This is a genomic window from Streptomyces poriticola (assembly GCF_036689765.1).
GTDB lineage: Bacteria > Actinomycetota > Actinomycetes > Streptomycetales > Streptomycetaceae > Streptomyces > Streptomyces poriticola.
The window spans coordinates 57,069-84,029 of record NZ_JBAGKH010000014.1 but is presented as its reverse complement, the minus strand read 5'-3'; the positions used below and the strand labels follow the sequence as shown (position 1 = coordinate 84,029).

The 26,961-nt window shown below is 69.5% G+C and carries 15 protein-coding genes and 1 pseudogene; 9 read left to right on the top strand and 7 right to left on the bottom strand.

The genetic code is table 11. The features are described 5' to 3' along the window. Positions 1 to 30: 30 nt before the first annotated feature. Positions 31 to 248 (top strand): annotated as a pseudogene (locus V5O46_RS32080) (hypothetical protein); the annotation flags it as partial. A gap of 249 nt (positions 249 to 497) precedes the next feature. On the opposite strand, the gene V5O46_RS19125 reads toward V5O46_RS32080, so the two are convergent. Beyond that, entirely contained in the window at positions 498 to 6,890 is a 6,393-nt protein-coding gene (locus V5O46_RS19125) for an RHS repeat domain-containing protein (protein WP_332885840.1), read from the bottom strand. A 421-nt stretch (positions 6,891 to 7,311) separates the two neighbouring features. Here V5O46_RS19125 and V5O46_RS19120 point away from each other — a divergent pair, with 421 nt between their 5' ends. Next, on the top strand, positions 7,312 to 10,365 hold the full coding sequence (locus V5O46_RS19120) for a VCBS repeat-containing protein (RefSeq protein WP_332885839.1): 3,054 nt from the start codon (positions 7,312 to 7,314) through the stop codon (positions 10,363 to 10,365). 143 nt (positions 10,366 to 10,508) lie between these two features. On the opposite strand, the gene V5O46_RS32075 is transcribed toward V5O46_RS19120, so the two are convergent. Together V5O46_RS32075 and V5O46_RS19105 are read right to left on the bottom strand one after the other, a co-directional pair. Beyond that, entirely contained in the window at positions 10,509 to 11,642 is a 1,134-nt protein-coding gene (locus V5O46_RS32075; protein ID WP_456300721.1) for an IS110 family transposase, read from the bottom strand. Positions 11,643 to 12,008: 366 nt separating this feature from the next. Further along, entirely contained in the window at positions 12,009 to 12,791 is a 783-nt protein-coding gene (locus tag V5O46_RS19105; protein ID WP_332885838.1) for a sulfite exporter TauE/SafE family protein, read from the bottom strand. Between the two features lie 178 nt (positions 12,792 to 12,969). Here V5O46_RS19105 and V5O46_RS19100 point away from each other — a divergent pair, with 178 nt between their 5' ends. From V5O46_RS19100 to nirD, 3 genes are read left to right on the top strand one after another with little or no spacing between them, the layout of a single operon-like run. After that, positions 12,970 to 14,238: an NAD(P)/FAD-dependent oxidoreductase gene (locus V5O46_RS19100; RefSeq protein ID WP_332885837.1), complete on the top strand. Its 1,269-nt coding sequence runs from the start codon at positions 12,970 to 12,972 to the stop codon at positions 14,236 to 14,238. After that, positions 14,238 to 16,862 carry a nitrite reductase large subunit NirB gene (nirB, locus tag V5O46_RS19095; RefSeq protein ID WP_332885836.1) on the top strand — a complete coding sequence of 875 codons (2,625 nt, stop codon included), beginning with the start codon at positions 14,238 to 14,240 and terminating at the stop codon, positions 16,860 to 16,862. Before V5O46_RS19100 ends, nirB begins: the two co-directional genes overlap by 1 nt. Further along, complete coding sequence (gene nirD, locus V5O46_RS19090) at positions 16,859 to 17,254, top strand: nitrite reductase small subunit NirD (RefSeq protein WP_332885835.1); 396 nt, start codon at positions 16,859 to 16,861, stop codon at positions 17,252 to 17,254. The genes nirB and nirD overlap by 4 nt, the downstream gene beginning before the upstream one ends. Before the next feature lie 88 nt (positions 17,255 to 17,342). Here the strand turns inward: nirD and V5O46_RS19085 are convergent, their stop codons facing one another. Continuing rightward, positions 17,343 to 18,266, bottom strand: a complete 924-nt coding sequence (locus V5O46_RS19085) for an oxidoreductase (RefSeq protein ID WP_332885834.1) — start codon at positions 18,264 to 18,266, stop codon at positions 17,343 to 17,345. Positions 18,267 to 18,468: 202 nt separating this feature from the next. On the opposite strand from V5O46_RS19085, the gene V5O46_RS19080 reads away from it, so the two are divergent. Further along, positions 18,469 to 18,939 (top strand): excalibur calcium-binding domain-containing protein, encoded by a 471-nt coding sequence (locus tag V5O46_RS19080; RefSeq protein ID WP_332885833.1) that lies wholly within the window; start codon positions 18,469 to 18,471, stop codon positions 18,937 to 18,939. A 157-nt stretch (positions 18,940 to 19,096) separates the two neighbouring features. Further along, a complete protein-coding gene (locus tag V5O46_RS19075) occupies positions 19,097 to 20,257 on the top strand; it encodes an alkaline phosphatase PhoX (RefSeq protein WP_332885832.1) in 1,161 nt (386 codons plus the stop codon). On the opposite strand, the gene V5O46_RS19070 is transcribed toward V5O46_RS19075, so the two are convergent. Continuing rightward, on the bottom strand, positions 20,223 to 20,969 hold the full coding sequence (locus tag V5O46_RS19070; protein ID WP_332885831.1) for a GntR family transcriptional regulator: 747 nt from the start codon (positions 20,967 to 20,969) through the stop codon (positions 20,223 to 20,225). The genes V5O46_RS19075 and V5O46_RS19070 overlap by 35 nt on opposite strands. Positions 20,970 to 21,177: 208 nt before the next feature. Continuing rightward, on the bottom strand, positions 21,178 to 23,631 hold the full coding sequence (locus tag V5O46_RS19065; RefSeq protein ID WP_332885877.1) for a collagenase: 2,454 nt from the start codon (positions 23,629 to 23,631) through the stop codon (positions 21,178 to 21,180). A 243-nt stretch (positions 23,632 to 23,874) separates the two neighbouring features. On the opposite strand from V5O46_RS19065, the gene V5O46_RS19060 reads away from it, so the two are divergent. Next, positions 23,875 to 25,275: an aminopeptidase P family protein gene (locus V5O46_RS19060; RefSeq protein WP_332885830.1), complete on the top strand. Its 1,401-nt coding sequence runs from the start codon at positions 23,875 to 23,877 to the stop codon at positions 25,273 to 25,275. Positions 25,276 to 25,398: 123 nt separating this feature from the next. Beyond that, entirely contained in the window at positions 25,399 to 26,061 is a 663-nt protein-coding gene (locus V5O46_RS19055) for a lysophospholipid acyltransferase family protein (RefSeq protein WP_332885829.1), read from the top strand. Positions 26,062 to 26,395: 334 nt separating this feature from the next. Here the strand turns inward: V5O46_RS19055 and V5O46_RS19050 are convergent, their stop codons facing one another. After that, positions 26,396 to 26,929, bottom strand: a complete 534-nt coding sequence (locus tag V5O46_RS19050) for a DUF6415 family natural product biosynthesis protein (RefSeq protein ID WP_332885828.1) — start codon at positions 26,927 to 26,929, stop codon at positions 26,396 to 26,398. Positions 26,930 to 26,961 lie beyond the last annotated feature (32 nt).

Here is a 26,961-nt window from a genome sequence, read left to right as displayed (position 1 = left end):
AGGGGCTGACGGCTGGCCGCCCCCCGCGGTATCACCGGGGCATGCGGTGACCACAAGGGGGGCGGGTCGACCGCCGAACGCCGGCAATCCTGCGAGGAGCTACGGCTCCAGGCCGCGGGACGGTTCGCCCGGGATGAGGCGAGCGCGTGATCGCCAAAGACCTGCGGGCGAGCGTCCGCTCGGTGCAGCGATGGCAGCAGGCGTGGGACGAGGCCGGCGCTCTGCGATTTCGCCAACCTCCGGACATCGGGCCACTTGGTGATCACTAGCTCATACGGGACATCGTCGCAGGAACTACTCGCGCAGACCTTTCTCATCACCGTCATGGGCCCGTCTATTCCTCAGCACCCTCCCCCACAGCATCCCTGCGCCTATTACGATCACAGGAGGGCCCGCGGTTGCAATCCACCCTCCGATGGCTCGAGAAATAACGGTAACGACTACCGTCAGGATAATCAGCGGAACGACAGCCTTCAAGATTTCATGTCGCAGCGGCTTCACTGATCTTCTTTCATCCGGTTAACCAAATTCTCAATTCGCTTCACACTTCGTTCCATTCGGGCGAACGACATTCGACTTGCCACGATCTTACCGGCAGCACTCGTCCCCCCGAGCCATCCAACAGCCCCGCCGGTAGCCGTATTGATTACGAAGGACGTGGTGTTCCAGTTACTCGTCCCCGCATTGGATGCCGCGTAATTAGCGGCGGCCGTTGCGGAGCCAATCGCTACAGCAGCAACCACTCCGCATACTGCTGAGGCCACGCAGGCCAGACCGCCAAGAGCACCTGCAACCAGAACACCATTCGCCAGATAGTCTCGCCAGTGCTTGGAGAAGTGCTCACCGACGGCTCGTCCAGCGTTCGCTACGTTTGTTACTGCCTTTCCAGCAGTATTGTCCCAGAGGTGACCGAAGCCTTTCCAGTAGTCGCCATCCTGTTCATTTTTCTTTTGCTGCTCTATCGCTCGTTCGAGGTCTACCCGTCGTTTCGCTGCGTCCGACTGCTGCTTGGACGGTGACGAGCCGTTGCCGAAGCAGCTGGCGGACTGGCTGCCTCCGTAGCAGTACTTCGGGGCATCGATGGCTGCCGCGAGTTCCCTGGACCGGCGCTTGCCTTCGGGGCTGTTGTGGTCAGGGTTCGCCCAGGTGCAACTCGCGGACATATTGCCGGTGTAGCAGTTGTCGCTGCCGGGGGGACTGGGCTTGGTAACCGGCTTTCCGCCGCTGCACTTGATCTCGCCTGTCCAGCATTCGGCGATGATCGTGCCGGTGGGATCGGTGAACGTCGCGGGGTTGGCGTTGCCGTAGACGTACGGGTTGTGCTGCCGCGGATCGTCGGTGACCAGGAGTGGGTCGACGGAGATGAACCGACCGATGGCGGGGTCGTACTCGCGGGCCCCGAGATGGGTGTAGCCGGTCAGGTCGGTGGTGCCGCCCAGGAAGCCGTGCTCTCCGGGCCATCTGGTGCTGCCGGTGGTGGAGCGGGGGCCGCCGAAGGGGAGTTGCTTACGGCGGGTGACCCCTTGTGCAGCGCCCATGGCAACCGCGATCAGCGCGGTGCCCTGGTGATCGCCGAACAGGAAGGAGAAGCCGGCCGAGGTGCGGACCGCGACGGTTTCGCCGCCGTGGGTGTAGTAGCGGGTGGCGGTCTTCGAGCCCGTGGCTGTGACCTTGAGTTCGTTGCCACCGGGCAGGTACGCGATGGCGGAGCCGTCGGCGTTGCGCGCCAGCATCCGGTCGCCGTCGGAGTCGTAGAGGTACTCGGTGGTCTTGCCGTTCTCGGTGATCTCGGCGAGATGTCCCTCGGCATCCCACCTCAGCTGCTGGTCACGTGAACCGCCCTTACGGGAGACTGTGTTGCCCGTCTCGTCGTAGCCGAACGTTTCCGTCCTGCCGCTGTCCGGTCCGCCGACCGTGGAGACTGAGCGCACCGCGTGCGGTACGTCTTCCGTGGCTTCGCCCAGGCTGTAGGTGCGGGTGATGGTGGTGGAGGCGCCGCCGGTGGCGTGTTGGGTCTCCTTGGTTCGGTTACCGGTCACGTCGTAGGTGTAGGAGTGCCAGTAGGCGTCGGGGCCGCCCACTGTGGTGGCCGAGGGGCCTGTCGTGCAGTCGTCCGTTGCGGACTTGGTGGTCCATGCCTCGGTCATCCGGCGCAGTGCGTCGAGTGCGAAGCACTGGGTGTCGGTGACGGCTGCTTCGTCCTGGCCGGAGGTACTGGAGATGCGGGAGGTGTTGCCTGCGGGGTCGTAGGTGTAGCGGGTGTCCTCGATACGCAGGGCAACGTCGCCGTCAACAGTGCTGCGGGTCAGGGCGCCCGTGTGTTCGTCGAAGTCCCGGGAGTGGTACACCTTGCGGCCGAGGGTGCCGTACTCGGTGCGCAGGGGGCGCGAGTACACGTCGTAGTTGACGTTGCTGACCAGGGCTACGCCGCCGGCTGTTGTCTGCGTGGGCAGGCCGTGGCTGTTGAAATTGGTGGTGACCCGTTCGCCGGGCAGGTTGCCGATGGCCGGGTGCTTGGTCCACTCCTGGACGCCGTTGTACGGGTTGTAGCCGAAGGTCCAGGTGTAGCTACCCGCGACCGAACCCGCTGCCTCAGGGAGTGTGGTTGTGGAGGAGGTGGGCTGGTAGCGGTCGTTGTAGCTGTTGATCTTCGTGGTGTAGGCTTGGCCGTCCACGTATCGGGTGTCGGAAGCTGCCTTGCCCTTGGCCACCGTGTCGTACGTCCAGGAGGCGCGCACGGTGGTGCCTTGCCTGAGTTCCTTCTGGCGGCTGAGTGCGTCGTAGGCGGTGGTGAGTTCAATGCCTCGGGCGTCGCTGCTCTTCACCGGACGGTCCGCGCTGTCGTACGTGGTCGTGGTCGGGCCCTTGTCCGGGTCGTCCACCTTGATCTGGCGGCCCCGGGCGTCGTAAGTCCACGCCCAGGACACTCCGGCCGGGTCGGTCAGCTTCGCCAGCCTGTCGTGTTCGTTGTAGGTGTACTTCGTGGACTGGTACGCGGTACGTGCCGAGTCTGTGTAGGCGCGCTGCTCGATCGTGCGGCCGCGGACGTCCAGGATCGTCGTGGTGGCGGTGCCGCCTCTGGGCGGGATGACCGTGGTGCGGTCGCCGCCGTACTGGGTGGTTGTGCGCTTGGTCTCGTCGCCGTACTTCAGTGCAATCTCGGCGGTGACGCGTTCCGCACCGTCGTACTCCTTCTCCACTCCGGCCGGGACTTTGGTGTCGTCACCGGCGACCAGGGTGCTGGAGGGCTTGCCTGCCGCGTAGTAGGAGCCGTAGGTCTTCCAGGCCAGACCATGGGTGTCGTAATGGGTTTCGGTCACCACGCGCCCGTCGGGAGCTCCGATGGCCGGAGTCTGGGTCTGGCGAGCTCGCAGCATGCCGTCGTAGAAGGTGTACGAGGTGTCGTACTCGGCGAGGTGGTTGAGCACCTTGGAGGTGACCACGTTCGGCTCGCTGCGGGAGATGCGGTAGCTGAACTGGGCCGAAGGAACGGTGGGATGGTCCGCCTTGATCCAACCCGGTCCCCAGACCCTGACGACCCGGCCCAGCGCGTCGTACTCGACATCGCTCCGTTTGGAGTTGGCGTCGACGGCCGCCGTCATCACTCCGCGGCGGGGGTCGGTGTACTCGGTGCTGGTGTGTCCGAGTGCGTTCGTGGAGACAGTCTTGGTGGGACTCTGGCCAGAGCTGGGCGTGTAGGTAACGGTTGTTTTCGCGCCCGTGGCGTCGGTGGACGAGGTCTGGCGGCCGTAGAAGTCGTACGTGGCTGTGTTCACGGTGACGAGGCCTGTGCCCACGCCGTCGTTCTCGTCCCGGCGGGTTTCGTTGCCGGCCGATGGCTCGGCATCGAGCGTGGTCGCGCCGTCGTAGTAGTAGCGCGTGGTGCTGATCAGGTCACCAGGCAGGGTCGGGGCGATGCCACAGGGCTTGGCGACCTTCTTGGTCTCGGCGACCAAGCCCAGGATGTTCCTGGCAGTGCTGCGCGCGTACGACGTTGTGGTGCATCGCTCGTCGCCGCTCTTGGCCGTGTCGCCCGTTTCGGAGAGAGACGAGATCAGGCCGAATTCATCGAACTGTCGTACTGTTTCCGTGCGTCTGAGGTTGCCGCCCGTAATGGTGCTGCGCGTCTGGTCCTTCTGGATGCCAGTGCGATAGGCGTGCACCGTCGGCAGGCTGTCCGCGCTGCGAGAGTGGCTGGCGGTCGCCGCTGAGCGCCACGGGGTGTGGCTTGTGGCGGAGACCAGGGCGCCGCCCGAGCCGTTGTAGGTGGCGGTTTCCCGCACCATGCCGGCGTACGCTTGGTGGTCCACCAGTTCGTTGCCTTGGCTGTCGGCCACCTTCACCCCCTCGATTCCGCGGAAGTAGCGGATCTCGCTCAGTGCCTGGGTGCCTTCAGTGGGATCACCTGTGCGCACCTGGACACGTCCGTATCCCCTGCGGTCGCCCCAGGTGCGGTGCTTGGCTTTGGTGAACTCGTCGTCGCCTTTGGCCCAGGCCAGCCCACCTGGATAGGAGTAGTCGGTGCGCTTGATCGGGGCACCGGAGGTGTTGTCGGACTCGAGGATCTGGGTGACCACGTAGGAGTGGAACCAGTCCTGGTAGGGCTCGTAGCCGTCGGCCGGCGCGTCAGGCGGAGACCAGATGACCGGATAGCAGCGCTTGATGTTTGTTGCGGGCGTGGGAAGGCTGATTGCTGTGCACTCAGGTGCGGAGTAGGTGACACCGACGGTGCCGCCCGTCTCGGTGTTGACCGCGTAGACACGGTAGCGGTTGTACGGGGGAACCGGGTCGACCGCGCCTTCGACGCGGTTGGGTAGTTGCTGCCCTTTGAAGGTCACGGGCGGAAGCGTGACGGGGGTGGCGGCGGTGTGGCCGGTGCGGGTGACCGAGGCCAGCCAGAGCGCCGGGTCTATGCCGTCCCCGGTGGACGGGAACTGGTGGGTCAGCGCCCAGGAGTCGACCTTCTTGTGGGTTCCGCCGTCCAGCACCAAGGTGGTGATGCTCGTCAGCCGTTTGCGGGTGAAGTAGGACGGCGAGGAGTTGCCCTCGCACTCGGATTCGGCGGTGCAGTACTGGTCGAAGGGGACGTCCGGCCATTTGTTCGCGTTGGTCTCGGTGAACTTGTCAGCCGCGCAGTCGAAGGTGGCAGTGCGCAGGCACCGCTCGGCGACCGTGAAATCGACCTTGGCTGCGGGGGTGCCGTAGAAGTTGCTGGCGCGCAGGCCGTATTCGATGCGCTTGAGGTAGCCGCCGCGGGTGTAGCCGGTGAGTGTGCCCTTGTACGAGACGTCGACTGCGCGCTGGTAGTGGTTGGTCTCCTTGGCCCAGTAGTACGTCATGGCGTTGCCGGCGGGGTCGATGACGGCATCGAGGTTCCACCGCCAGGCTTGCTGGCACCAGGAGTTCTTGAACGCGGACGAGTGGCAGGGTTCTCCGGGGTGATTGCCGAAGACGGGCACGGTCCAGGTGGAGTTGGTCTCGTCTTTGCCTTCGCTCCAGCCTTTGGGCCGGTTGAAGCCGAAGTAGTAGCGGGTGCCGTCCGAGGTGGTTACCCGCCAGTACTCGTTGTCGTTGTCACCGTTGGCTCTGGCGGAGCTGCGGTAGAGCTCCACGCGGGTGCCGTCGTCGGTCTTCTTCCGCCACTCTCCGGTGGTGTCGTCCCTGACCAGTTCGCTTGTTGACCCGCCCAGCGACAGGATGGCGTTGTCCTTCTTCCAGCACTGGTCGCCGACTCTGTTCGACGGGTTGTTGCCGTCCTTCTTGTCGTCCTCGCATGCCACGTAGCGGCGCTCGATGAACCCGGGTGACAGGGACCAGCCGTCGCCGGCCCAGTTGGCCTGGTTGTTGGTGGCCGCCGTACGACCGTCTACGGACAGCGATGAGTAGGAAAGGCCGAGGCTGGGTTCCAGCCCTCCGGGAACGCTCGGCGTGTTGATGCCGTAGGACCAGTTGAAACCTCCGGAGGAGCCGCCGACTTCCCACTGGCCTGAAGGTGCGAGCGAGGTGGCGGTGAAGTCACCGGTGGCGCCCGAGGGTGCGGCGGCTACTGCCAGCAGGGTCGTACCTTGAGACAGCGAACTTATGCGGCTGCTGCTGGTGAGGGAGGACGGCTGCACGAGTCGGCCGGTCTTCTGCGAAGGCTTCGCCACTACGCCCGTAGCGATCTCGGCCGACAGCGTCTTGTTCTTGCGGTCATTATGCGTCTTGATGACATCGCCGGGGGCACAGTCCTTCTGGCCTGGTGCGGTCAGGGCGCATGCCGGTACCTCACGAAAGGTCAGTCGCGAGGCCCAGTCGCCGCCGTACATACCGGCGAAGTCGGCATAATCCAGTTCCAGCCCGATGCGGCTCTTCTTCTGTTCGCTGTTCTTCGGCAATGCGGTGCCCGCGTGTCCCCGAACCGCGATCAGCAGGCCGTCCACGCCCGCTGCCTTCGCCGCTGACCGGTCCAGCACCTGAACCTGGACCTGATCGGCCACGGCAGCGCCCACTGCTGGCTGAGCGCGTCCAGGAGTCTTCACTGACACCGGAACGGAACCGGCGTTCCTCTGCCGGGAGCTCTTGCCAGGTTCCGGTACGTCGACAGATGCTGTCCCGGCCGTGGGCCAACGGCCCGCCCTGTCATCGGGCTTCCACAAGTTCTCGGCAACCTCGTCAGGCTTGTTCACGCCCTTGCCCGACACCTTGGCCACAGGCACCGGGTCCGGCTTGGCCAGCTTCCGCAGTTCCAACTCGGCCGCCGCGGCCACCGGACCTCCCAAGAGGCCGGCCAGCAGGTAGGCGACCAGCGAGAACGCAACCAGTCGCGCACGTCTGCCGAATGAACGGACAGGGCGCTGGAACGCCGCACGCTGCTTTCCGGGCACCGCTTCCCCCCACAGGATGATCACACATGAAAAGCAGCGGCGACCGTAACAGTATCCACTACAAGAAAGAAAGGGGGTCGCTGCACAAAAGCCAGCTGGGCAATGACTTCCTGCAACTAGGCCACAAATGTCGGCTTTTCCAATCCGGAATCGGATGGTCACCTTCCGCCTCGCGCTCCCGGCGACACTCACTCGAGACCCCATACAGGCCAGAGGGCTCGGGGGTCAGGGCAGATTCGCATGAACTCCCGGCAGGCAACCCCGACCGACACTTTAACGGACATATTTGGACGTTCCATTGAGCAGGGCAACCATTTGACGGGCTCGCGTGTCTGCTGCGTCAACCACCACTCAAGCCCGTGAAGGAACTGAAAAGGGATCGAAAATGAACGCAATGCGCGGACGAAGGCGTGAACCGGCCCGCCGACGCGGCAGATGTCTAGGGGTGACGCTCGTCGTCGCGTTGGCAGCACCCTTGTGTGTCGTTCCGGCCACTGCGAACGACGCAGCCCCATCCACTTCCGCCGCCGGGGCGGAGCACAGCACGGAGGAGGCTGCAGCACTGGAGAAGGCCGAGGACTCGGGTGCACCGGTCGAGGTGGTGTCTCAGCGCACGGAGACATCGCAACTGTTCGCCAATCCGGACGGGGGCTTCACGCAGGACACCTACGTGGTGCCGCAGTGGGTCAGGCAGAACAACAAGCTGGTCGACATCGACCCGACCCTGAGGAAGGGCAGCGACGGCTCACTCGTCACCAGAGCCACGGAAGTGGGGGTGAAGTTCTCCGGCGGGGGCAGCGGGCCACTGGTGACGGTTACCCGTGACGGTCGCAGCATGTCCTGGTCCTGGCCCAAGCCCCTGCCTGTTCCCGAGGTTGAGCTGAACGAGGCCACGTACCGAGACGTCATGCCCGGCGTCGACCTGAAGCTCCGAGCCGGCTCGGGGGGCTTCGGTCAGCTCTTCGTCGTCAAGGACACTGCAGCCGCGGCCAACCCGGATCTGAAAAGCCTCCGGCTCACACTCGACGCCGACGGTGTGGAGGTCTCCACCGACAAGCACGGCAACCTCAAGGCCGTCAACCCGGCTGGGCAGGAACTCTTCACTGCCTCTCCACCTCGCATGTGGGACAGCGGCAAGGGAAAAGGTCTCCCCGCACTGCGGTCCGCTGCTGTCGCACCACCCAGCGATGAGTTCGAAGCGGGCAACGGAGCCAAAGAAGCGACAGTACCGGTCACAGTCGCCGAGCAGACCCTGGCGCTCACCCCCGACCAGGAGCTGCTGACCGGCAAGGACACCAACTACCCGGTCTACATCGACCCCTCGGTCAGCGGATCGCGCGAGGCCTGGACGATCGCCTACAAGCGGTATCCGACCTCCAGCTACTACAACGGCAAGAACTGGCACAACTCCGATGGCTCGGTCGGCACCTCCCTGGCACGCATCGGATACGAGAACCACACCAACGGCACCGCCCGCTCCTTCTTCCGGATGGACTCCAACAACCTGTGGAACACCAACAAGGTCATCTCCAAGTCCATCTTCCGAATCAAGAACAGCTGGTCCTGGTCCTGCTCGAACCGGACCGCGGAAGTCTGGCTGACCGGTTCCATCAGCTCCTCCACCACCTGGAACCACCAGCCCTCCTGGGCACGGAAGCTGGACTCGGTCAACGACTCCAAGGGCTACAACTCCTCCTGCCCGGCAGGCAACCTGGCCTTCGACGTCACCTCGGCGGCCAAGGAGTCGGTCACCAAAAGGTGGAACAACATCACCCTGGGCCTGCGCGCAGCCAGTGAGACCGACGTGTATGCCTGGAAGAAGTTCGACATCAAGACCGCAGTGCTGTCCACCACCTACAACACCGTCCCGGACAGGCCGTCCGGCCTCTACACGTCACCGAGCAGCGGTTCCAACTGCGGTTCCACCACGCCCTACACCGTGATCGGCAACACGGACGTCACCTTGGCCGCGAAGGTCTCCGACCGTGACGGCGGCACCGTGAAAGCCCGCTTCCTCCTCTGGCCCACCGGGCACGGCGGAGCCGAAAACGAGATCAACCAGACCGTCTCGGCGGCGTCAGGAACCGTCGCCAAGCTCAAAGCGACAAAAGCAGCACTCGCGAAGCTCCTCACAGATGCGGGAGTCACCGGAACCGGAACATTCAGCTGGCAGGTCCGTGCCGAAGACGGTGCTCTGGTCAGCGCGTGGAGCACTCAATGTCACTTCAGCTTCGACGCCACTCGCCCCAGCAACCCGCCCGGCGTCGCCTCCACACAGTTCCCGGACGGAAGCGGCGGCTGGCCCTACAACACGGCGAGCGTCCGCTCCCAGGGCACCTTCACGTTCACCAGCGGCGGTATCGCAGACGTCACCAAGTACGAGTACTGGACCAGCTGGGACAGCACCCGACGCACCGCCACCCCCAGCTCGGCAGGCGGCTCCGTCTCCGTAGAACTGACGCCAACGGTCATGGGCGCCAACCAGGTCTATGTCAAGAGCTATGACAAGGCGCAGAACTCCTCCGACACAGCCGTCTACCTCCTCTACGCCAACGGCCCCAAAACCCCCGACAAACCCGGTGACATCAACGGCGACGGCAATGCCGACCTGTGGGCCATCGACGAGGACGGCACACTGCGCCGCTTCTACGGCTCGGGCGACGGCAAACTGGCCGAGGCATACGCAAACGCTTCCAACGAAAACTGGACCAGTGCCAGGATCACACACCGAGGCGACTGGACCGACGATGGATACGAAGACCTGATCGCCCTGCGCAACGACTCCACGCTCGACACCAACCGCCTGTGGATCCAGCCCAATAACGGCTACGGATACGCCTGCACCGCCTGCACGCACGGCTCAACACGCCAGGAGCTCACGGTCTACGACCCGGCCAACAACCACTGGAAGGACGGGGCCAAGCAGATCCTCGGCATCGGTGACGTCGATGGCGGCATGGACACCGACGGCGACGGCACCGAAGACGTCCCCGGCTACCCCGACCTCCTCGTCAACGACGGCGAGTTCATCTGGCTCTACTACGGAAACCGCGACAGGCGCCTCGACAGCGACCGCGAACCCGTACTCCTTGCAGGCCCCGACGACCCGATCTCAGCGGATGGCTCCGCGATCAACGAAGTGACTCTCGGTGCGCCGGGAGACTGGAACGGGGACGGCTTGGCCGACCTGGTGGTCCGCTACGAACGGTCCGACATCGGGGGCACGCTCTGGGTCTTCCACGCCGGACAGAACGAGTTCGGGAACTACGACATCAGCCTTCAGCAGCGCACCAAGATCGGCTGGAACTGGGGATCCAACACCGTTCCCCTGTTCACCCTGACACCCGATGCGGACCACAGCGGCAACCCGCTGGACTTCTGGTGCACAACCCCCGGATCGGGCCTGCTGCGCTTTCTCGGCAACCACGAAGCTGACACGGGCCACACCACCTACAAGGAAGCATCGACGGACTTCGAGGGTTTCCAGGCAGTGAGCTGACAATACGACGCTCGCCGGGCGGCTCCTACACGGGAGCCGCCCTGCTGTCGTAGGCCGGGATATTGAAGCTCCTATTGCTGTCAAGCAGTCTGGATCCAGTCGTGGTAGGCATGAGCAAGGCGTCGTCTCGGCTGAGGCTTCGTTCAAGTCTGGAGATAGTGGTGGGCCAGACCCCGAAGTGCTGGGCGACGTCCTCGAGGGTGACGTTCCTGGGCTTGCCGTAGGGGCCGCAGGTCGGCGATGCCGGGGATGGTGACAGTAGTGGTGAAGCAGCGGAAGATCTCCCGGGCGATTGCTCGTTTCAGGAGCCGGATGATCTCCTTCTTCGTCCGGCCGGCTGCGGTCTGCCGTGCCGTGTATGTGCGGGTTCTGGCGTCGCTGGACATGCGGACGAGGGCGATGCGGTAGGAGCGGCGTTGGCATCCCGGTCCGCGCCCCGGGACAGACGGTGCCGGATCGTTCTGCCACTGGAGGCGGGGACCGGGGCGACGCCGCACAGGGCTGCGAAGGATGCCTCGGTCCGCATACGTTCGGGTTTTCCTCCGGCGGTGACCAGCAGCTGCTCCGCGGTGTCGGGGCCGACGCCGTAGGCGGCTCGCAGACCGGGGTTGTGCGCGCTGACCTCGGTCCAGGGCTCGTGTCAGGGCCTCGTGTTCGGGGGTGGGCTCCTTGACGCGTCGGGCAAGGCTCTTCAGCGCGGTGAGGACCGCGCTGTGCACCGCGTCCCCGGTCGGCCGCAGCCGGGCCCGGACATCCGTGCGGTCTGTCCCTTTGAGCTGCACGTATCTGGCACGGATGGCTTCGGGTGCGGTGACGAGGAGGTTGGTGATCTGGTTCAGGGCGGCGGTGCGGGCCTTGACGGCGGAGCGGGCGGCGTTGTGCAGGGCGCGTTTACCGGCGACGGTGTCGTCCTTGGGAACGCCGCAGGCCCGCCCGGACAGGGCGGCGCGGGCAGCAGCGTAGGCGTCGATGGGGTCGGACTTGCCGATGCGGCGCCGTTCGGCCCGGTCGGGCCGGTTGACCTCGATGACCGGGTGTCCCTGCGAGCGGGCGGCGCGGGTGAAGCCGACGCCGTAGGAGGAGGTACCTTCCACGCCGATCGCGGTCACACGGCCGTGGGTGTTCAGAAAGGCCAGGGCCTCAGTGTATCCGGCAGCGGTGGTGGCGAACTCGGCGTCGGCGAGGTGGCCACCCTTGTCGCTGATGACCGCGACGTGGATGGTGTCGGCGTGGGAGTCGACCCCGCCGAACACGTCCTGGTCCGCAGAGTCTTCCACAACCTCTGATGTCATGCTGATGGTGCCTTCCCAACCGGAGGTGGGCACCGGCCGGGTGGCGCATACAGGACATCGGTGGGGCTTCTGGCCGGGCTCCTATCAGGTCATGTTCCGCCCGGCCGGAGCCATGAGAACAGACTCCGGCGGCCGGACAGACAACACAAGGACAGCCCAGCAGGGCGTCAGTCAGACCCCGAGCCACGGCCGCCGGAACCTGACTATCAGCATCAATGTCAGACCCATTCGCCACGTTCAGGCCTGACCTTCATGACCGACAATGCGTCCTGGCGATTCAGGTCGTGGACGACGCCACGCTGCTGCGGGGCGTGTAGGCACGGGCGGTGCGCCTTCCCCGTTGCTCGCGTCCTACGCCACCCACTGCTCGTACGCCAGGTTCGCCACCAGGGCGAGCACCACCGTCAGCAAAACGACCCTGACGAAGCCGCTGCCGCGCTTCAGGGCGGTGCGGGCGCCGAGGGTGGCGCCCGCGAGGTTGAACGCGGCCATCAGGGCGGCGAGCTGCCACAGCACCGCGCCCTGCCAGGCGAACATGGCGAGGGCGCCGGCGTTGGTGCAGCAGTTGACGATCTTGGCGGTGGCGGAAGCGGTGACCAGGTCGAGGTGGAGCAGGCCGGTGAGGGCGAGGACGAGGAAGGTGCCGGTGCCCGGGCCGATGAGTCCGTCGTAGAAGCCGATGCCGACGCCGGCCAGGGCGATCGCGGCGAGTTTCCGGCGGCGGGTGGCCGGACCGGAGGCCGGGGCGGTGCCGAAGGAGGGGCGCAGGATGACGAAGGCCGCGACGGCGAGGAGCACGACCATGATCACCGGCTGGAGGACGTCGGTGCTCATCCCGGCGGCGAAGAAGGCGCCGCCCGAGGAGCCCGCCAGCGCCGCCAGCCCGATCCGGACGGCGGTGCCGACGTCCACCGGTGCCTTCCGGGCGTAGGTGACCGCCGCGCCCGTGGTGCCGACGATCGCGACCGCCTTGTTGGTGCCCAGGGCGTGCGCGGCCGGGGTGCCGGCGGGCAGGCCGAGCAGCAGGGCGGGCAGGAGCAGCAGTCCGCCGCCGCCGACCACGGCGTCGATCCAGCCGGCGGCGAGCGCCGCCAGGCACAGCAGGGCCACCACGGTCAGCGATATGTCGGGCATGATCGCGACCCTACGGAGGAGATGGATGTGGCGTCCATCGAGATGAGGTACTTCTGAGGTCGGCCCCTGCGGGGTCCGGGAGACTCACATCCCTCGACCTGCTCCGCTGAGGGCAGCGTTCCCCGCGGGAAACAGAGGTGATGCCGCCGGGTAACACCGGCACCGCACGCTCGATGCCATGACCTCGAATACGCGTGTGGTGGTGATCGGCGCCGGCCTCGCGGGCGTGACACTCGCCCGGCGGCTCGGTGAGCTCGGCACGCCCGCGCTGGCCGTCGGCGAAGAGGAGCACCGCCCGTACAACCGGGTGCTGCTCGCCGAGGTGCTGGCGGGACGCTACAGCCCCGAGGTGATCGGACTGCCGGCGCCCGCGGGACTGCTGCGGGACCGGGTCACCGGCATCGACCGGGACGGCCGGACGGTCCACTGCGCCGACGGCTCGCGCATCGCATACGACACGCTGGTCCTGGCCACCGGCTCCAACCCCGTCCTGCCGCCACTGCGCGGTCTGTTCACCGCGGGGCGCGAGCTGCCCGAGGGCGTGCACGCCTTCCGCACCATGGACGACTGCCTGGGCCTGTCCAAGGCGGTACGGCCGGGGGTGCGGGCGGTCGTCATCGGCGGCGGGCTGCTCGGCGTCTCCGCGGCCCGCGCGCTGGCGGTGCGCGGCGCGCAGGTCGTGCTCGCCCAGCAGTCGGAGCGGCTCATGGAGCGCCAGCTCGACCCGGCCGCGTCGAAGCTGGTCCACCGGCATCTGACCGGCCTCGGCGTCGAGGTGCACACCGAGTGCCGGGTGCGGGACGTGCGCTGCACCGGCGGCGCGGTGCGCTCGGTGGAGATGGCCGACGGCTATGCCCTCGACGCCGACCTGGTGGTGCTGGCCTGCGGCGTCCGGCCGCGCGTGGGACTCGCCCGGGACGCGGGCCTGGCCGTGCACCAGGGCGTCCTCGTCGACGACGAGCTGCGCACCTCCGACCCGCACATCCGCGCAATCGGGGACTGCGCCCAGCACGACGGCACCCTGTACGGACTGGCGGCACCCGCGCTGGAGCAGGCCGAGGTCCTCGCCGAGCAGCTCGCGGGCGACCCCGGCGCCCGCTACACCGGCACCCGCTCGCTGACCCGGCTGACCCTCACCGGACCGGACCGGCCCGGCCTCCCGGCCACCCCCGGTGGCCCCGGTGGCCCCGGCCCGCACAGCCCGCTCGACCTCGCCGCGTTCGGCGAGACCGAGGCCCGCCCCGGCGACGACGTCGTGCAACTCGCCGACGCCACCCGCGGCACCTATCGCAAGGTCGTCGTCCGCGGCGACCGCCTGGTCGGCGGGGTCCTCGTCGGCGAACTCGGCACCGTCGGCGCGCTCGCCCGTGCCTGGGAGGGAGCAGAGCCGCTCCCGTCCGACGGCGGCCCCCTGCTCCACCTGCTCACCCATGACGGAGGCTCCTGATGTCCACGACGACTCTTCGTGCCCGCCCCACGATCGTGCTCGTCGGGCACGGCATGGTCGGCCAGCGCTTCCTGGAGGCGCTCGCCGAGCGCGGCCTGACCGGCACGCACCGCGTGGTCGTGCTGTGCGAGGAGCCGCGCCCGGCGTACGACCGCGTCCAGCTCACCTCGTACTTCTCCGGGCGGACGCCCGAGGAGCTGTCGATGACCGACATGGCCTTCATCGACGAGCACGGCATCGAACTGCACGTCGGTGACCCGGCCGAGCACATCGACCGCGAGGCGCGCACGGTGACCGCCCGCTCCGGTCTGAGCGTCGGCTACGACGTGCTGGTGCTGGCCACCGGCTCCTACCCGTTCGTGCCGCCGGTCCCCAACAAGGACGCCGAGGGCTGCTTCGTCTACCGCACCATCGAGGACCTCCTGGCCATCGAGGAGTACGCCGGGTCGAGGGCGAAGACCGGTGCCGTGGTCGGCGGCGGGCTGCTCGGCCTGGAGGCCGCGGGCGCGCTCAAGGGACTCGGGCTGACCACGCACATCGTGGAGTTCGCGCCGCGGCTGATGCCCGTGCAGGTCGACGAGGGCGGCGGCGCGGCGCTGCTGCGCACCATCGAGGACATGGGCCTGACCGTGCACACCGGCACCGGCACCCAGGAGATCGTGACCGGCCCGGACGGCGCGGTCACCGGGATGAAGCTGTCCGACGGCTCCGAGCTCGCCGCCGACATGGTGGTGTTCAGCGCCGGTGTCCGTCCCCGCGACCAGCTCGCCCGGGACGCGGGCCTGGCGGTCGGCGAGCGCGGCGGCATCACGGTCGACGAACGGTGCCGCACCGTCACCGACGCGCATGTGTACGCGATCGGCGAGTGCGCGCTCGCCGCCGACGGGCGGGTGTACGGCCTGGTCGCGCCGGGCTACGAGCAGGCGGAGACCGCGGCGGCGGCCATCGCGCAGGCGGAGGAGGCGTCGTTCACCGGCGCCGACCTGTCCACCAAGCTGAAGCTGCTCGGCGTGGACGTGGCCTCCTTCGGCGACGCGCACGGCACCGCCGAGGACTGCCTGGACGTGGTCTACGCCGACTCCCGCGCCGGCCTGTACAAGAAGCTGGTCATCGGCCGGGACGGCACGCTGCTCGGCGGCGTCCTGGTCGGCGACGCGGAGGCGTACGGCACGCTGCGCGCCCTGACCGGTTCGGTGCCGCCGGTCGCCCCCGAGTCGCTGGTGCTGCCCGCCGGAGCCGGCGGCCCGGCACAGCTCGGCCCGGGCGCGCTGCCGGACGACGCGGTGATCTGCTCCTGCCACAACGTCACCAAGGGCACGATCCGCGGCGCGGTCACCGAGCACCAGTGCACCACCGTGCCGGAGGTGAAGAAGTGCACCAAGGCCGGCACCGGCTGCGGCAGCTGTGTGAAGGTCCTCGGCCAGCTGGTCAGCTCGGAGCTGGAGGCGAGCGGCGTCGAGGTCGACAAGGGCCTGTGCGGCTGCTTCGGCCAGACCCGCGAGGAGCTCTACGAGATCGTCCTCGCCCTGCGCATCACCTCCTACCGGGACCTGCTGGACCGGCACGGCCGCGAGGAGGCCCGCGGCGGCGACGGCTGCGAGGTCTGCAAACCGGCCGTCGCCTCGATCATCGCCTCCCTCGCCCCGACGATCGGCGCCAGCGGCTACGTCCTGGACGACGAGCAGGCGGCGCTGCAGGACACCAACGACCACTTCCTGGCCAACCTGCAGAAGAACGGCTCGTACTCGGTGGTACCGCGCATCCCCGGCGGTGAGATCGCCCCGGAGAAGCTGATCGTGATCGGCGAGATCGCCCGGGACTTCGGGCTCTACACCAAGATCACCGGTGGACAGCGCATCGACATGTTCGGCGCCCGCGTCGAACAGCTCCCGCTGATCTGGTCCCGGCTGGTCGACGCCGGCTTCGAGTCGGGCCACGCCTACGGCAAGTCGCTCCGCACGGTGAAGTCCTGCGTCGGGCAGACCTGGTGCCGCTACGGGGTGCAGGACTCCGTGCGGATGGCGATCGACCTGGAGCTCCGCTACCGGGGCCTGCGCTCGCCGCACAAACTGAAGTCGGCGGTGTCGGGCTGCGCCCGCGAGTGCGCCGAGGCCCAGTCCAAGGACTTCGGCGTGATCGCCACGTCCAACGGCTGGAACCTGTACGTCGGCGGCAACGGCGGCGCCACCCCGCGCCACGCCGACCTGCTGGCGCAGGACCTGTCCGACGCCGAACTGGTCCGGCTGATCGACCGGTTCCTGATGTTCTACATCCGCACCGCGGACCGGCTGGAGCGCACCTCGACCTGGCTCGAGCGGATCCCCGGCGGCCTGGACCACGTGCGCGACGTGGTCGTCCACGACTCGCTCGGCATCTGCGACGAGCTGGAGGGGCTGATGAGCGCGCACGTCGCGCACTACCGCGACGAGTGGGCCGAGACCGTCAACGACCCGGAGAAGCTCGCCCGGTTCGTGTCCTTCGTCAACGCGCCCGACACCCCCGACCCGGTGGTCGCCTTCGTGCCCGAGCGCGACCAGATGAAGCCCGACCTGCCGCTGCTGGACATCGGCATGCGGCCGTCCGCCGTCACGGACGAAGTCCTGGAAGGAAGCGCCAAGCGATGACCCTGGCACCCGAGACGACCGAACTGTCGATCCGACTGCGGCTGTCGGACGGCTGGTTCACGGCCTGCGACCTGAGCGCCCTGCTCCCCGGCCGGGGCGTGGCGGTGCTGCTGCCCGACGGCGGCCAGGCGGCCCTGTTCCGCGACCGCACCGGCGAGCTGTACGCGATCGACAACCGCGACCCGTTCACCGGGGCGGCGGTCCTCTCCCGCGGCCTGACCGGCACCCACCAGGGCCGCCCGTTCGTCGCCTCCCCGCTGCTCAAGCAGCGCTTCGACCTGGCGTCGGGGCAGTGCCTGGACGACGAGTCGGTGCGGGTGACGACGTATGAGGTGACGACAGCCGAGGCAGCCGAGGCAGCCGGGACGGCCGGGCCCGGCGGGGTCGCGTAACCCTCACTTCAGGCCTCGTAGCCCTCGCTCCAGACCTCGTAACCCTCGCTGCAGGCTTCGTAGCTCTCATTTCAGAGCGTCGTAGCTCTCACTTCAGGGCGTCGTACCCGACCCCCGTCATCCGCTCCGAGGCGGTCCACAGCCGCTCGCCCATCCGGTCGTCGAGGGTCCACGGGGCCCGCCAGGAGGGGGCGGGGGTCCGGCCCCGGAACATGTAGGCCGGTCCGGTGAAGGAGTCGGGGCGGACGCCGGGGGCGGTGGCCGCGTACAGGAGCGGGACCGCGCCGACGTCGGCGGAGTGGGCGAGGAGGCGGGCGCCCGTCCGCATGGTCCATTCCGCGGCCCGGCGCCCCTCCGCCCGCGAGCCCGCGGTGTGCAGCTCGGTGGCCGTGTACCCCGGGTGGGCCGTGGCGGCCACCAGGTCCGTGCCGTGTGCCGCCAGCCTGCGGGCCAGCTCGTGGGTGAAGAGCAGGTTGGCGGACTTGGACCGGCCGTAGGCGGGCCAGCGGTGGTAGCGGCGCAGGGCGTGCGGGTCGTCGAGATCGATGTTGGCCAGCGCGTGGAACGGGCTGGAGACGTTCACCACGCGGCCGGAACCGGCGGCGAGCAGCGCGGGCAGCAGCAGTCCGGTCAGGGCGAAGTGGCCGAGGTGGTTGACGCCGAACTGGGTCTCGAACCCGTCCGCGGTCGTACCGTAGGGCAGCGCCATCACACCGGCGTTGTTGACCAGCAGATCGACATGGCCGTAGGGCAGGGTGCCCGCGAACTCCCGTACCGAGGCGAGATCGCCGAGGTCCAGCCGGCGCAGTTCCGCACGCGCGCCGGGCACCTCGGCCGCGAGCCGCCGTACGGCCGCCGCGCCGCGCGTCTCGCTGCGGCAGGCGAGCACCACCCGTGCCCCCTTGCGCGCCAGTTCACGCGCGGTGACATAGCCGAGCCCGCTGTTGGCGCCGGTGACGACGGCGACGCGCCCGCTCTGGTCGGGGATGTCGTGCACACTCCAGCCGGTCAACCCTGACTCCTTCCCGAGTGCCTGCGCCGGACGCCCCTCACCGTACGCCCACGACCCTGCCCACCGGAGCGGAGAGCTACCGTCCGGTCACGTCACGTTCGCATCACGGCTCTTTCATTTCCCCGCCGCACCGCCCGTCCCTCAATACGTTCGTCACCTCAAATCCCGCAATCACACACCGAACCGATCCGAGGGATCTTCCGTGCACATGCTCCGCAAGCCCGTCACCGTGGCCGTCACCGCCCTGGCCCTCGCCGCCCTGCCCGCCACCACCGCGCAGGCCCACGAGGGCAACCACCCGTTCAAGAACTGCACCGAGGCGTACGAGAACGGGGTCTCGAACATCCCGGCGAGCGACGAGGAGCACTACGGCAAGCACCTCGACCGCGACAACGACGGCGTCGGCTGCGACAACCCCCCGGCGGACTTCGTCCCCGCCGAGGACGCCGACAACGCCGATGACAGCGACGACTCGGGCAGTGGCCAGGACGCCGGCTCCGACTCCGGCACCGGAGCGGGCGACACGACCGAGGCCGCCGGGCAGAAGGACACCGACCTCGCCGCGACCGGCGGCTCCGACGCCACGCCGTACATCGCGGCGGGCAGCGTGGCCGTGCTGGTCGCGGGCGGCGGTCTGCTGATGGCGTCCCGCAGGCGGCGGGGCGACGGCTGACGTGCCGCCAGAGTCCGCCCGGGCGCACGCGCGACGGCTGTACGGAGACCGGTCACGGCGTGTCCATGCCGTGTCCACCGCGCTCCCCTAGGGTCCCTGACCGCGCGACCCCGCCGCCGACCGGCGGCGGGGCGGTCACGGCACCTCTGGAGTGAGAGTGGAACGTCGTACCCTCCTGCGTGCGGTCGCCCTCGGCGGTTCCTCCGCCGCGCTGGGCGGAACCCTGTGGCGCGGCGCCGCGTACGCCGCCCCCGCCCAGCCCGGCCCCGGCCCGTACGGGCCGCTGGGCTCGCCCGACGCCAACGGCATCCGGCTCCCGTCCGGTTTCTCCAGCCGGGTGATCGCCCGGTCCGGCCGGACGGTACCCGGCACGTCCTACACCTGGCACAACGCGCCGGACGGCGGCGCCTGCTACGCCGACGGGCCGGGCTGGATCTATGTGTCCAACTCGGAGATCAACCCGTCGGGCGGCGCGAGCGCCGTGAGGTTCTCCTCGACGGGCACGGTGACCGCGGCGTACCGCATCCTGTCCGGCACCCGGCAGAACTGCGCGGGCGGCAGTACGCCGTGGAACACCTGGCTGTCCTGCGAGGAGGTCTCCCGCGGCTACGTCTACGAGACCGACCCGTGGGGCGTGGCCGCGGCCGTGCGCCGCCCGGCGATGGGCCGCTTCAAGCACGAGGCGGCCGCCGCCGACCCGGTGCGCGAGGTGATCTATCTGACCGAGGACGAGTCGAACGGCCGCTTCTACCGGTTCGTCCCGGCGGCCTGGGGCGACCTGTCCTCCGGCACCCTGCAGGTCATGGTCGCGGGCTCCGGTACGTCCGGTTCCTTCGGCTGGGCCGACGTGCCCGACCCGGACGGCTCGCCGCGCAGCACGCGCAGTCAGGTCTCCGGCTCGAAGTCCTTCAACGGCGGCGAGGGCTGCCACTACGCCGACGACACGGTGTGGTTCACCACGAAGGGCGACAACCGTGTCTGGCAGGTCGACCTGACCGCCGGCACCTACGAGCTGGCCTACGACGACTCCCTGGTGACCGGCGGCTCGGCGCCGCTCACCGGCGTCGACAACGTCACCGGGTCCTCCTCCGGCGACCTGTTCGTGGCCGAGGACGGCGGCAACATGGAGATCTGCATCATCACGCCCGACGACGTGGTGGCCCCCTTCCTGCGCATCGACGGCCAGTCCGGCTCGGAGATCACGGGCCCGGCGTTCTCCCCCGACGGCAGCCGGCTGTACTTCTCCAGCCAGCGCGGCACCAGCGGCAGTTCCTCGGGCGGGATCACCTACGAGGTGACGGGCCCGTTCCGGTCGTAGCTGCCGGTGCGGTCGCGGGGGTCGCCGGGGTGGTCGCGGGCGTGGTGTCGTCGGCCGCCCACAGGGACCGCACATGGCCGAGGTGGCGGGACATACAGGCCTCGGCGGCCGGGGCGTCACCGGCCAGCATCAGGTCCAGCAGTTCCAGGTGCTCCTCGGCGGAGGCCACCAGCCTGCCGCGCTCGTCCAGTGCCGTCAGCCCGTACAGGCGGGACCGTTTGCGCAGGTCGCCCACGGTCTCGACGAGCCGTTCGCTGCCGTGCAGGGCGAGCAGCGAGAGGTGGAAGCGCCGGTCGGCGTCCAGGTAGCCGATCAGGTCGTGCCCGCGGGCCGAGGTGACGATCTCCTCGGCCACCGGGCGCAGCGCCTCCAGTTCCTCGCGGCGGGCGGAGCGGGTGACCGCGCCGACGGTCGGGACCTCGATCAGGGCACGCAGCTCGGTGTACTGGTCGAGGTCCCGTTCGCTGACCTCGGTGACCCGGAAGCCCTTGTTCCGCACAGGTTCGACCAGGCCCTCGCGGACCAGGTCCAGCATGGCCTCCCGGACCGGGGTGGCGGAGATGCCGAAGTCGGCGGCGAGGGCCGGCGCCGAGTAGACCCGGCCGGGCTGGAGTTCCCCGGAGATCAGGGCGGCGCGCAGGGCATGGGCGACCTGGTCGCGCAGGCGCTCCTGCGCGGTGATGAGGTTCGACTGCTTCAGATGGCCACCCATGGCCCGCCTCTCGTTCTCTGCCTCTGCTCCGCTGCGATGCGCAGCACCTCAGCGTAAGGACACCCGAGAGGGAAGAGGGCGCCGGGCGGCACAGTACGGACGGTCCCGCCGGGTGCGACGGCGGGACCGCCCGCGATCGGCCGGTCCCGGTCGAGCGCCCGTGATCGGCCGGTCCCGGTTCACCTGCTCCGACCGGTCATGGCCCGGTTCACCGCCTGAGCGGGCCGTCGCAGGTGTACGGGGCGGTGCCGGCCGTGCGGTCGGACCAGATCTCCACCTCACCGAACGAGCAGTTCATGTCCGCGAGGTTCGGGGACGCGGGGCCCGCCCGGTCGAGGAGGAAGTAGTCCACGGTCTCGGACATGTCCTGGAAGACCTGGTCCGGGTCGCCCGCCCGGGTCAGGCGCGCCGTGATGCGGCCGGTGCACACGAATCGAGGCATTGCGCTGTCGCCGTTGGCCGTGCACTCGGGGGTGCTGTACGTGGCGTCGGCGAAGGCCGAGCGCACGGCGCCGGACGTGGTCTCGCGCAGGGCCTCGTTCGGGGTGTACTTCGTGTCCGGGACGAAGAGTTCGTCCACCCGCGGGATCTGCCGGTCGAGGAAGGCGTCGTACTCGCGCTGGACCGCCGGGTCCCGGCCGAGCCGGCCGCGCCAGGCGTCGAAGGCGGCCGGGTCGTCGGCCCGCAGGTGCCGGTACATCTCCTTCAGGACCCCGGGCCGCTCGGTCCACAGATACTCGAAGAAGGTGCCCGCGTAGCTGTAGAAGCGGAAGCCGTCGCCCTCGTACGTGGCGTGCAGGATCTCGTCGACCGTCATCCGCGGGCCGCCGCCGGCCGTGTCGTCGATGATCGACTGCACCAGGGACCTGCGGACGGCGACACCGTCGTCGCGGGTGGCGCCGTCGAAGAACTCGGCCGTGCCCTCGTCCATGGCGGTGGTGCGATCGTTCTGGTACCAGGGGCCCTCGCCGAAGAAGCCGTGCACCGCCCAGCGGCCGTTGAGGTAGTGCACGTACTCGTGGCGGAACAGCTCCTCCAGGGTCAGCCGCGAGTCCTGCGGGACGCGCCGCTGGTAGGTGTAGAAGGTGGCGCCGCGCTCGATGTAGATGCCGCCGTTGTCGGTGCCCATCCCGGTCAGCAGCGGGTGGTACGTCTCGTAGTCGGCGCGGGAGGCGTACAGCACGGTGTTCAGCGTGCTGTTGGGGTCGCCGGCCAGCGGCTCCTCGGTGCCGAGGACGCGGTGGAACTGCGCCTCGACCTGCTTGCTCGCGTAGTACAGCTGGTCGACGGTGGCGCGGTCGAGCCCGGTGCGGACCTTCAGGTCGCCGTTGTCGTAGGTGTAGGTGTGCGGGAACAGCTCCCGCTCGATGTCGTCCCGGCAGACGCCGTACGGTTCGCACGCGTCGTAGTGGTTGAGCCAGGACGCGATCTTGGCCCAGGGCTCGCTGCCCTTGCCCCAGTCGGCGACGACCGGGGCGAGCAGGGCGCCGAGGTCGGTGACGATCCCGTCCCGGAGGGAGTCGATCTGCCCGAAGCGTGCGTACTCGGAGAGCGCGTCACGCACGGTCCACTCGTTGCGCGTGCCCTGCAGGTGGGTGTGCTGCGCGAACTTCCGGAAGCTCTCCCGGTAGGCGGTGTCGCGGGCGGCGAGGGCGCGGAAGGCACGGTCGTCGTTGCCCGGGTAGATACCGAGGTAGTTGACGGAGAGTGCGGCCAGGGCGGCGCCGCCCCAGTCGGGGTCCTGGTTGGTCTCGGGGTGGTACTGGTCCATGGTGGCCAGCACCTTGCGGATCAGGCCGAGCTGCGAGTGGCGCAGGCCCGGCGCGCTGCCGGCGTAGAGCGCCTCGCGCAGGGTCCGGGCGTTGGTGCCGGTGGCGTCGAAGGTGCGGGACGCGGTGCCGAAGTAGTGGATGGCGCGCCGCATCGCCTCGGTGGTCGGGGGATCGGTGACGTCGATCTCGTCGCGCGCGAAGTCGTGGTAGGCGACGGCGTGGAGATACGTGAACATCTCCAGCAGGTTGCTGCCGTTCCGGCCGTCGTGTCCGGCGGCGAGGGCCCTGGCCCGGTGGGACACGGCCTGGACGTGCCCGTCCGACATGACGGGCGCGAGGCGGGCGTCCCAGGTCCAGACGATGCGGTCGACGCAGTCGAGGGTGACGGACGGGTCGCCGAGGAAGTCCGCGAAGGCCTCGGGGGCGAGGCCGGTGACGCCGTCGAGGGTGCAGGGGACGTCGGCGGAGGTGAGGACGGCCGTGGCGGCCGCGGTGTGCGGGGAAATCGCGGCGGTGCCGCTGACTTCGCCGCCGGTGTGCCGGCCGGGGACCCGGCCGTCGGCGAGGGCGCCGTCGCCGGGGGACGTCCGGCTGACGGACACCGGCTGGGGCGCCTTGCCGAGGTGGAGCACCTCGTCGTGCGGGTCGGAACCGCCGGAGGCGGCGGGCCCGGTGGCACCGGCCGTCCCGGTGGGGACGGTGGAGGGGGTGGAGACCGCGGAGGCGGAGGTGGAGGCCGCGGAGGCGGCGGAGGCGGCGGCCCGGGAGGGCGAACCGTGTGCCGTGCCGCCCGCGGCGGTGCCCAGCAGCGCCGTGGAGAGCGCCGTGGAGAGGGCCCCGGCGAGCAGGGCGACGCGGAGGGATCTGGGGCGGAACGGGCGCGGGGACATGCGGTGTTCGCTCGGTTTCTGGGACACCTTTCGGCTCCTGTGGGGTGAGTGGGAGGTGATGTGGGGAGTCGCCCCCGCCCCCTCCCGAGGCGCGGACGTCCGCATGGCGGTGACGAGCTGACGCCGGATCGTCCCTGAGGAGAACGGGAGTATTGACGCGTCCACGCCACTGCAATGTGACCCGTAACATAGTAATGTGACATTGCACTGACAACCCCTCAGCGCGATTCCCTGGAGCCCGCGATGACCGACAGCACCGCCGACCGCCGCCGCACCGGCAGCCACGACCTGTCCGTCTCCACCGACCTGGCCCGGTTCATGACGGAGCGATGGGAGCCCACCCCGCTCTCCGAGGAGCGCCGCGTCCCGGCCCGTGCGGTCACCCCGGCCCGCCGCGCGAGGCTGTCGGCGCGGTTCCCCGGCGACCGTCTCGTCATCCCCGCCGGGGAGTTGAGGACCCGTTCCAACGACGTCGACCACCGCTTCCGCCCGTACAGCGGGTACGCCTGGCTGACCGGACTGACCGGCGAGGACCAGGCGGGGCACGTGCTGGTGCTGGAGCCGTCGGGCCCGCACAGCCACGAGGCGGTGCTGTACCTCCGCCCCCGCTCCCCCCGTACGGCCGACGGCGACGGCGACGGCGGCTGGAACGACGCCTTCTACCGGGACCGCCGCTACGGCGAGTTCTGGGTCGGCCGCCGCCCCGACCTCGCCGAGGCCGAGCGGCTGACCGGGATCCGCTGCGCCCGCCTGGCCGAGCTGGGCGGCGCCCTGCCCCCGGGCCGCGAGCCGGGCACGGACCCGCAGCTGGCGGCGGCCCTCTCAGAGCTGCGCCTGGTGAAGGACGCCTGGGAGGTGGAGCAGCTCCGACTCGCCGTCGACCACACGACGACCGGCTTCGAGGACGCCGTACGGTCCCTCCCGCAGGCCCTCGCCCACCCGCGCGGGGAGCGCTGGATCGAGGGCGTGTTCGGGCTGCGCGCCCGCGCGGAGGGCAACGGCCTCGGCTACGAGACGATCGCCGCCTCCGGCGCCCACGCCTGCGTCCTGCACTGGACCCGCAACGACGGCCCGCTGGACCCCTCCGACCTGCTGCTGCTCGACGCCGGCGTGGAGACCGACACCCTCTACACCGCCGACATCACCCGCACCCTGCCGCTCTCCGGCCGCTTCTCCCCCGTACAGCGCCAGGTCTACGACCTGGTCCTCGCCGCCCAGGAGGCGGGCATCGCCGCGGTGCGGCCCGGCGCGAGGTTCCGCGACTTCCACGAGGCGGCGATGCGGGTGATCGCGGAGGGCCTGGCCGAGTGGGGCGTGCTGAAGGACGCGGAAGGCGACCTGCACCGCCGCTACACGCTCTGCTCCAGCGGCCACATGCTGGGCCTGGACGTCCACGACTGCGCCCAGGCGCGGGCACGGACGTACCTGGACGGCGTCCTGGAGGCGGGCCAGGTCCTGACGGTCGAGCCGGGCCTGTACCTCCAGCCCGACGACCTGACCCTCCCCCAGGAGCTCCGCGGCATCGGCATCCGCATCGAGGACGACCTCCTGGTCACCGCGGAAGGCGCCCACCTGATGTCCTCCGCACTGCCACGGACACCGGAGGCCGTGGAGGAGTGGATGGGAACCCTGTTGCCGGGATAGGCCGCAGGCGTCCTGCCCGGCGCCCGCGCACCGGTACGCACGAGGGATGAGTACGCGTGCTCAGGCGCACCGCGGACCGGTCGGCGACGATGAGGACCGTCCCGACCGAACTGGAGAACCCGCATGCTCAGCCGCCTCGCCGATCGTCTGGTCCCCGCCGTCGGACGGCTGACGGTCACCGCCGACGAGGGCACCGGCCTCCTCCCGCCCGGCATCATCGCCGCCAACCACAGCTCGCTCGCCGATCCCGCCGTCGTCCTGGCCGGACTGCAGCGCCTCGGTGTCCGGCCCGTCATCATGGCGACCGCCGGACTCTGGCGCGTGCCCCTGCTCGGCCGTGCCCTCTCTCGTGAAGGCCACATCCCCGTCCACCGCGGCGACCCCCGCGCACCCCAGGCCCTCGACCTCGCCCACGAGGCGCTGGAACAGGGCCGGCACCTCCTCATCTACGCCGAGGGCGGACTCCCGGCCCGCAAGGACGCGACCGAAGCCGCGCCGGGCGCCTTCCGGCACGGGCTCGCCCGGCTCGCGCAGCGCACCGGCGCACCCGTCATCCCGGTCGGCCAGGCCGGCGCTCGCCGCATCACCTCCGGGTCGCGAGCCAAGCAGCTCGCGGGCCTGGCCACCGCCCCGCTGCGCCGCCCGCGCCTGCACGTCCACGTCGGGTCCCCGCTGCGGTTGGAGGGCGACGGACCCGCGGTCACGGCCCGGGCCCATCTCGCCGTCACCGCGGCGTGGAGGACCGCCGCCGCACATCTGGGTGAGCCCGCGGCACTGGCCGCCTGAGAACGCCCGTGCCGCCGGGCCGGAATCAGCCGCACAGCACGGCACCGACCTCCTCGGGCGTGTGCAGCGCGAGGCCGGAGTCGAGCATCCCCGTGCGGCGCCGGTCGGCGTCGAGCGCGGCTCGCGGACGTGCCAGGAGAGAGCATCGGTGCCTCACACGGTGTCCGCGCAGCGTCGGTGATCGCGCCCCGGCGGCCGACCAAGAGCCATCAGAAGCGCACTGGACCCGCGCCACGGACACCGCAAGGGTGAACCCAGCACAGAGAGACGCCGACGAAACTGGCACAGCAGGTGAACACCCTGATCCGAGGCCGGCGCCCGGGCCACGGGCCGGTCAGCGCGTGGCGACGGAATCGCGGTGCGCGTTCCGGTACGACTCGTACAGCCTGCCTGCGATTTCGCAGGAGGCCGTGGTGTTCTGCCCTGCCTCGTTCACACCCCTGCACAACGGGCATGCTGAGCCGTGCTCCAGCATGCGCCGGTATGCCGCATGCTCCGGTGTCTCGTCGGGCCGTGCGGGGTGAGGCGCGCCGAGGTTCTCGTAGTGGTCGGCGAGGGCGTTCACGGAGCGGGCGAGGCGTTGGGCGTGCGCGATCCCGGCGGGCAGCGAAGAGTGCGCTTCGATGCTCAGCCGCATCCGGGCCTCTGCGATGGAGGCCAGCGCACACACCCGGGGCACGTCGTCGTCAGGCAGCCGGGCGGCGGCCATCGCGATCTCGGGGATGGCGAGCATGATGTGCCCGCGCAGCTGGAGGGTGAGGGTCTCCAGCTCGTCCGGCGTCGGGGGTTCGGCGTCCCCGGCGAGCAGGCGGTGTGCGCTGGTCCGCATCGTGTCGATGTCCAGCGGTCGCTGGTCGTGCTGTGTCACCGCTGCGTCTTCTGTCGCGTTCGGTGTACGTC

Coding starts and splice junctions, on each gene's coding strand:
- V5O46_RS19070 (WP_332885831.1), bottom strand. CDS start 20,969: ATGGGTGGCCATCTGAAGCAGTCGAACCTCATCACCGCGCAGGAGCGC.
- V5O46_RS19060 (WP_332885830.1), top strand. CDS start 23,875: ATGACCGACAGCACCGCCGACCGCCGCCGCACCGGCAGCCACGACCTG.
- V5O46_RS19105 (WP_332885838.1), bottom strand. CDS start 12,791: ATGCCCGACATATCGCTGACCGTGGTGGCCCTGCTGTGCCTGGCGGCG.
- V5O46_RS19065 (WP_332885877.1), bottom strand. CDS start 23,631: ATGTCCCCGCGCCCGTTCCGCCCCAGATCCCTCCGCGTCGCCCTGCTC.
- V5O46_RS19055 (WP_332885829.1), top strand. CDS start 25,399: ATGCTCAGCCGCCTCGCCGATCGTCTGGTCCCCGCCGTCGGACGGCTG.
- nirD (WP_332885835.1), top strand. CDS start 16,859: ATGACCCTGGCACCCGAGACGACCGAACTGTCGATCCGACTGCGGCTG.
- nirB (WP_332885836.1), top strand. CDS start 14,238: ATGTCCACGACGACTCTTCGTGCCCGCCCCACGATCGTGCTCGTCGGG.
- V5O46_RS19100 (WP_332885837.1), top strand. CDS start 12,970: ATGACCTCGAATACGCGTGTGGTGGTGATCGGCGCCGGCCTCGCGGGC.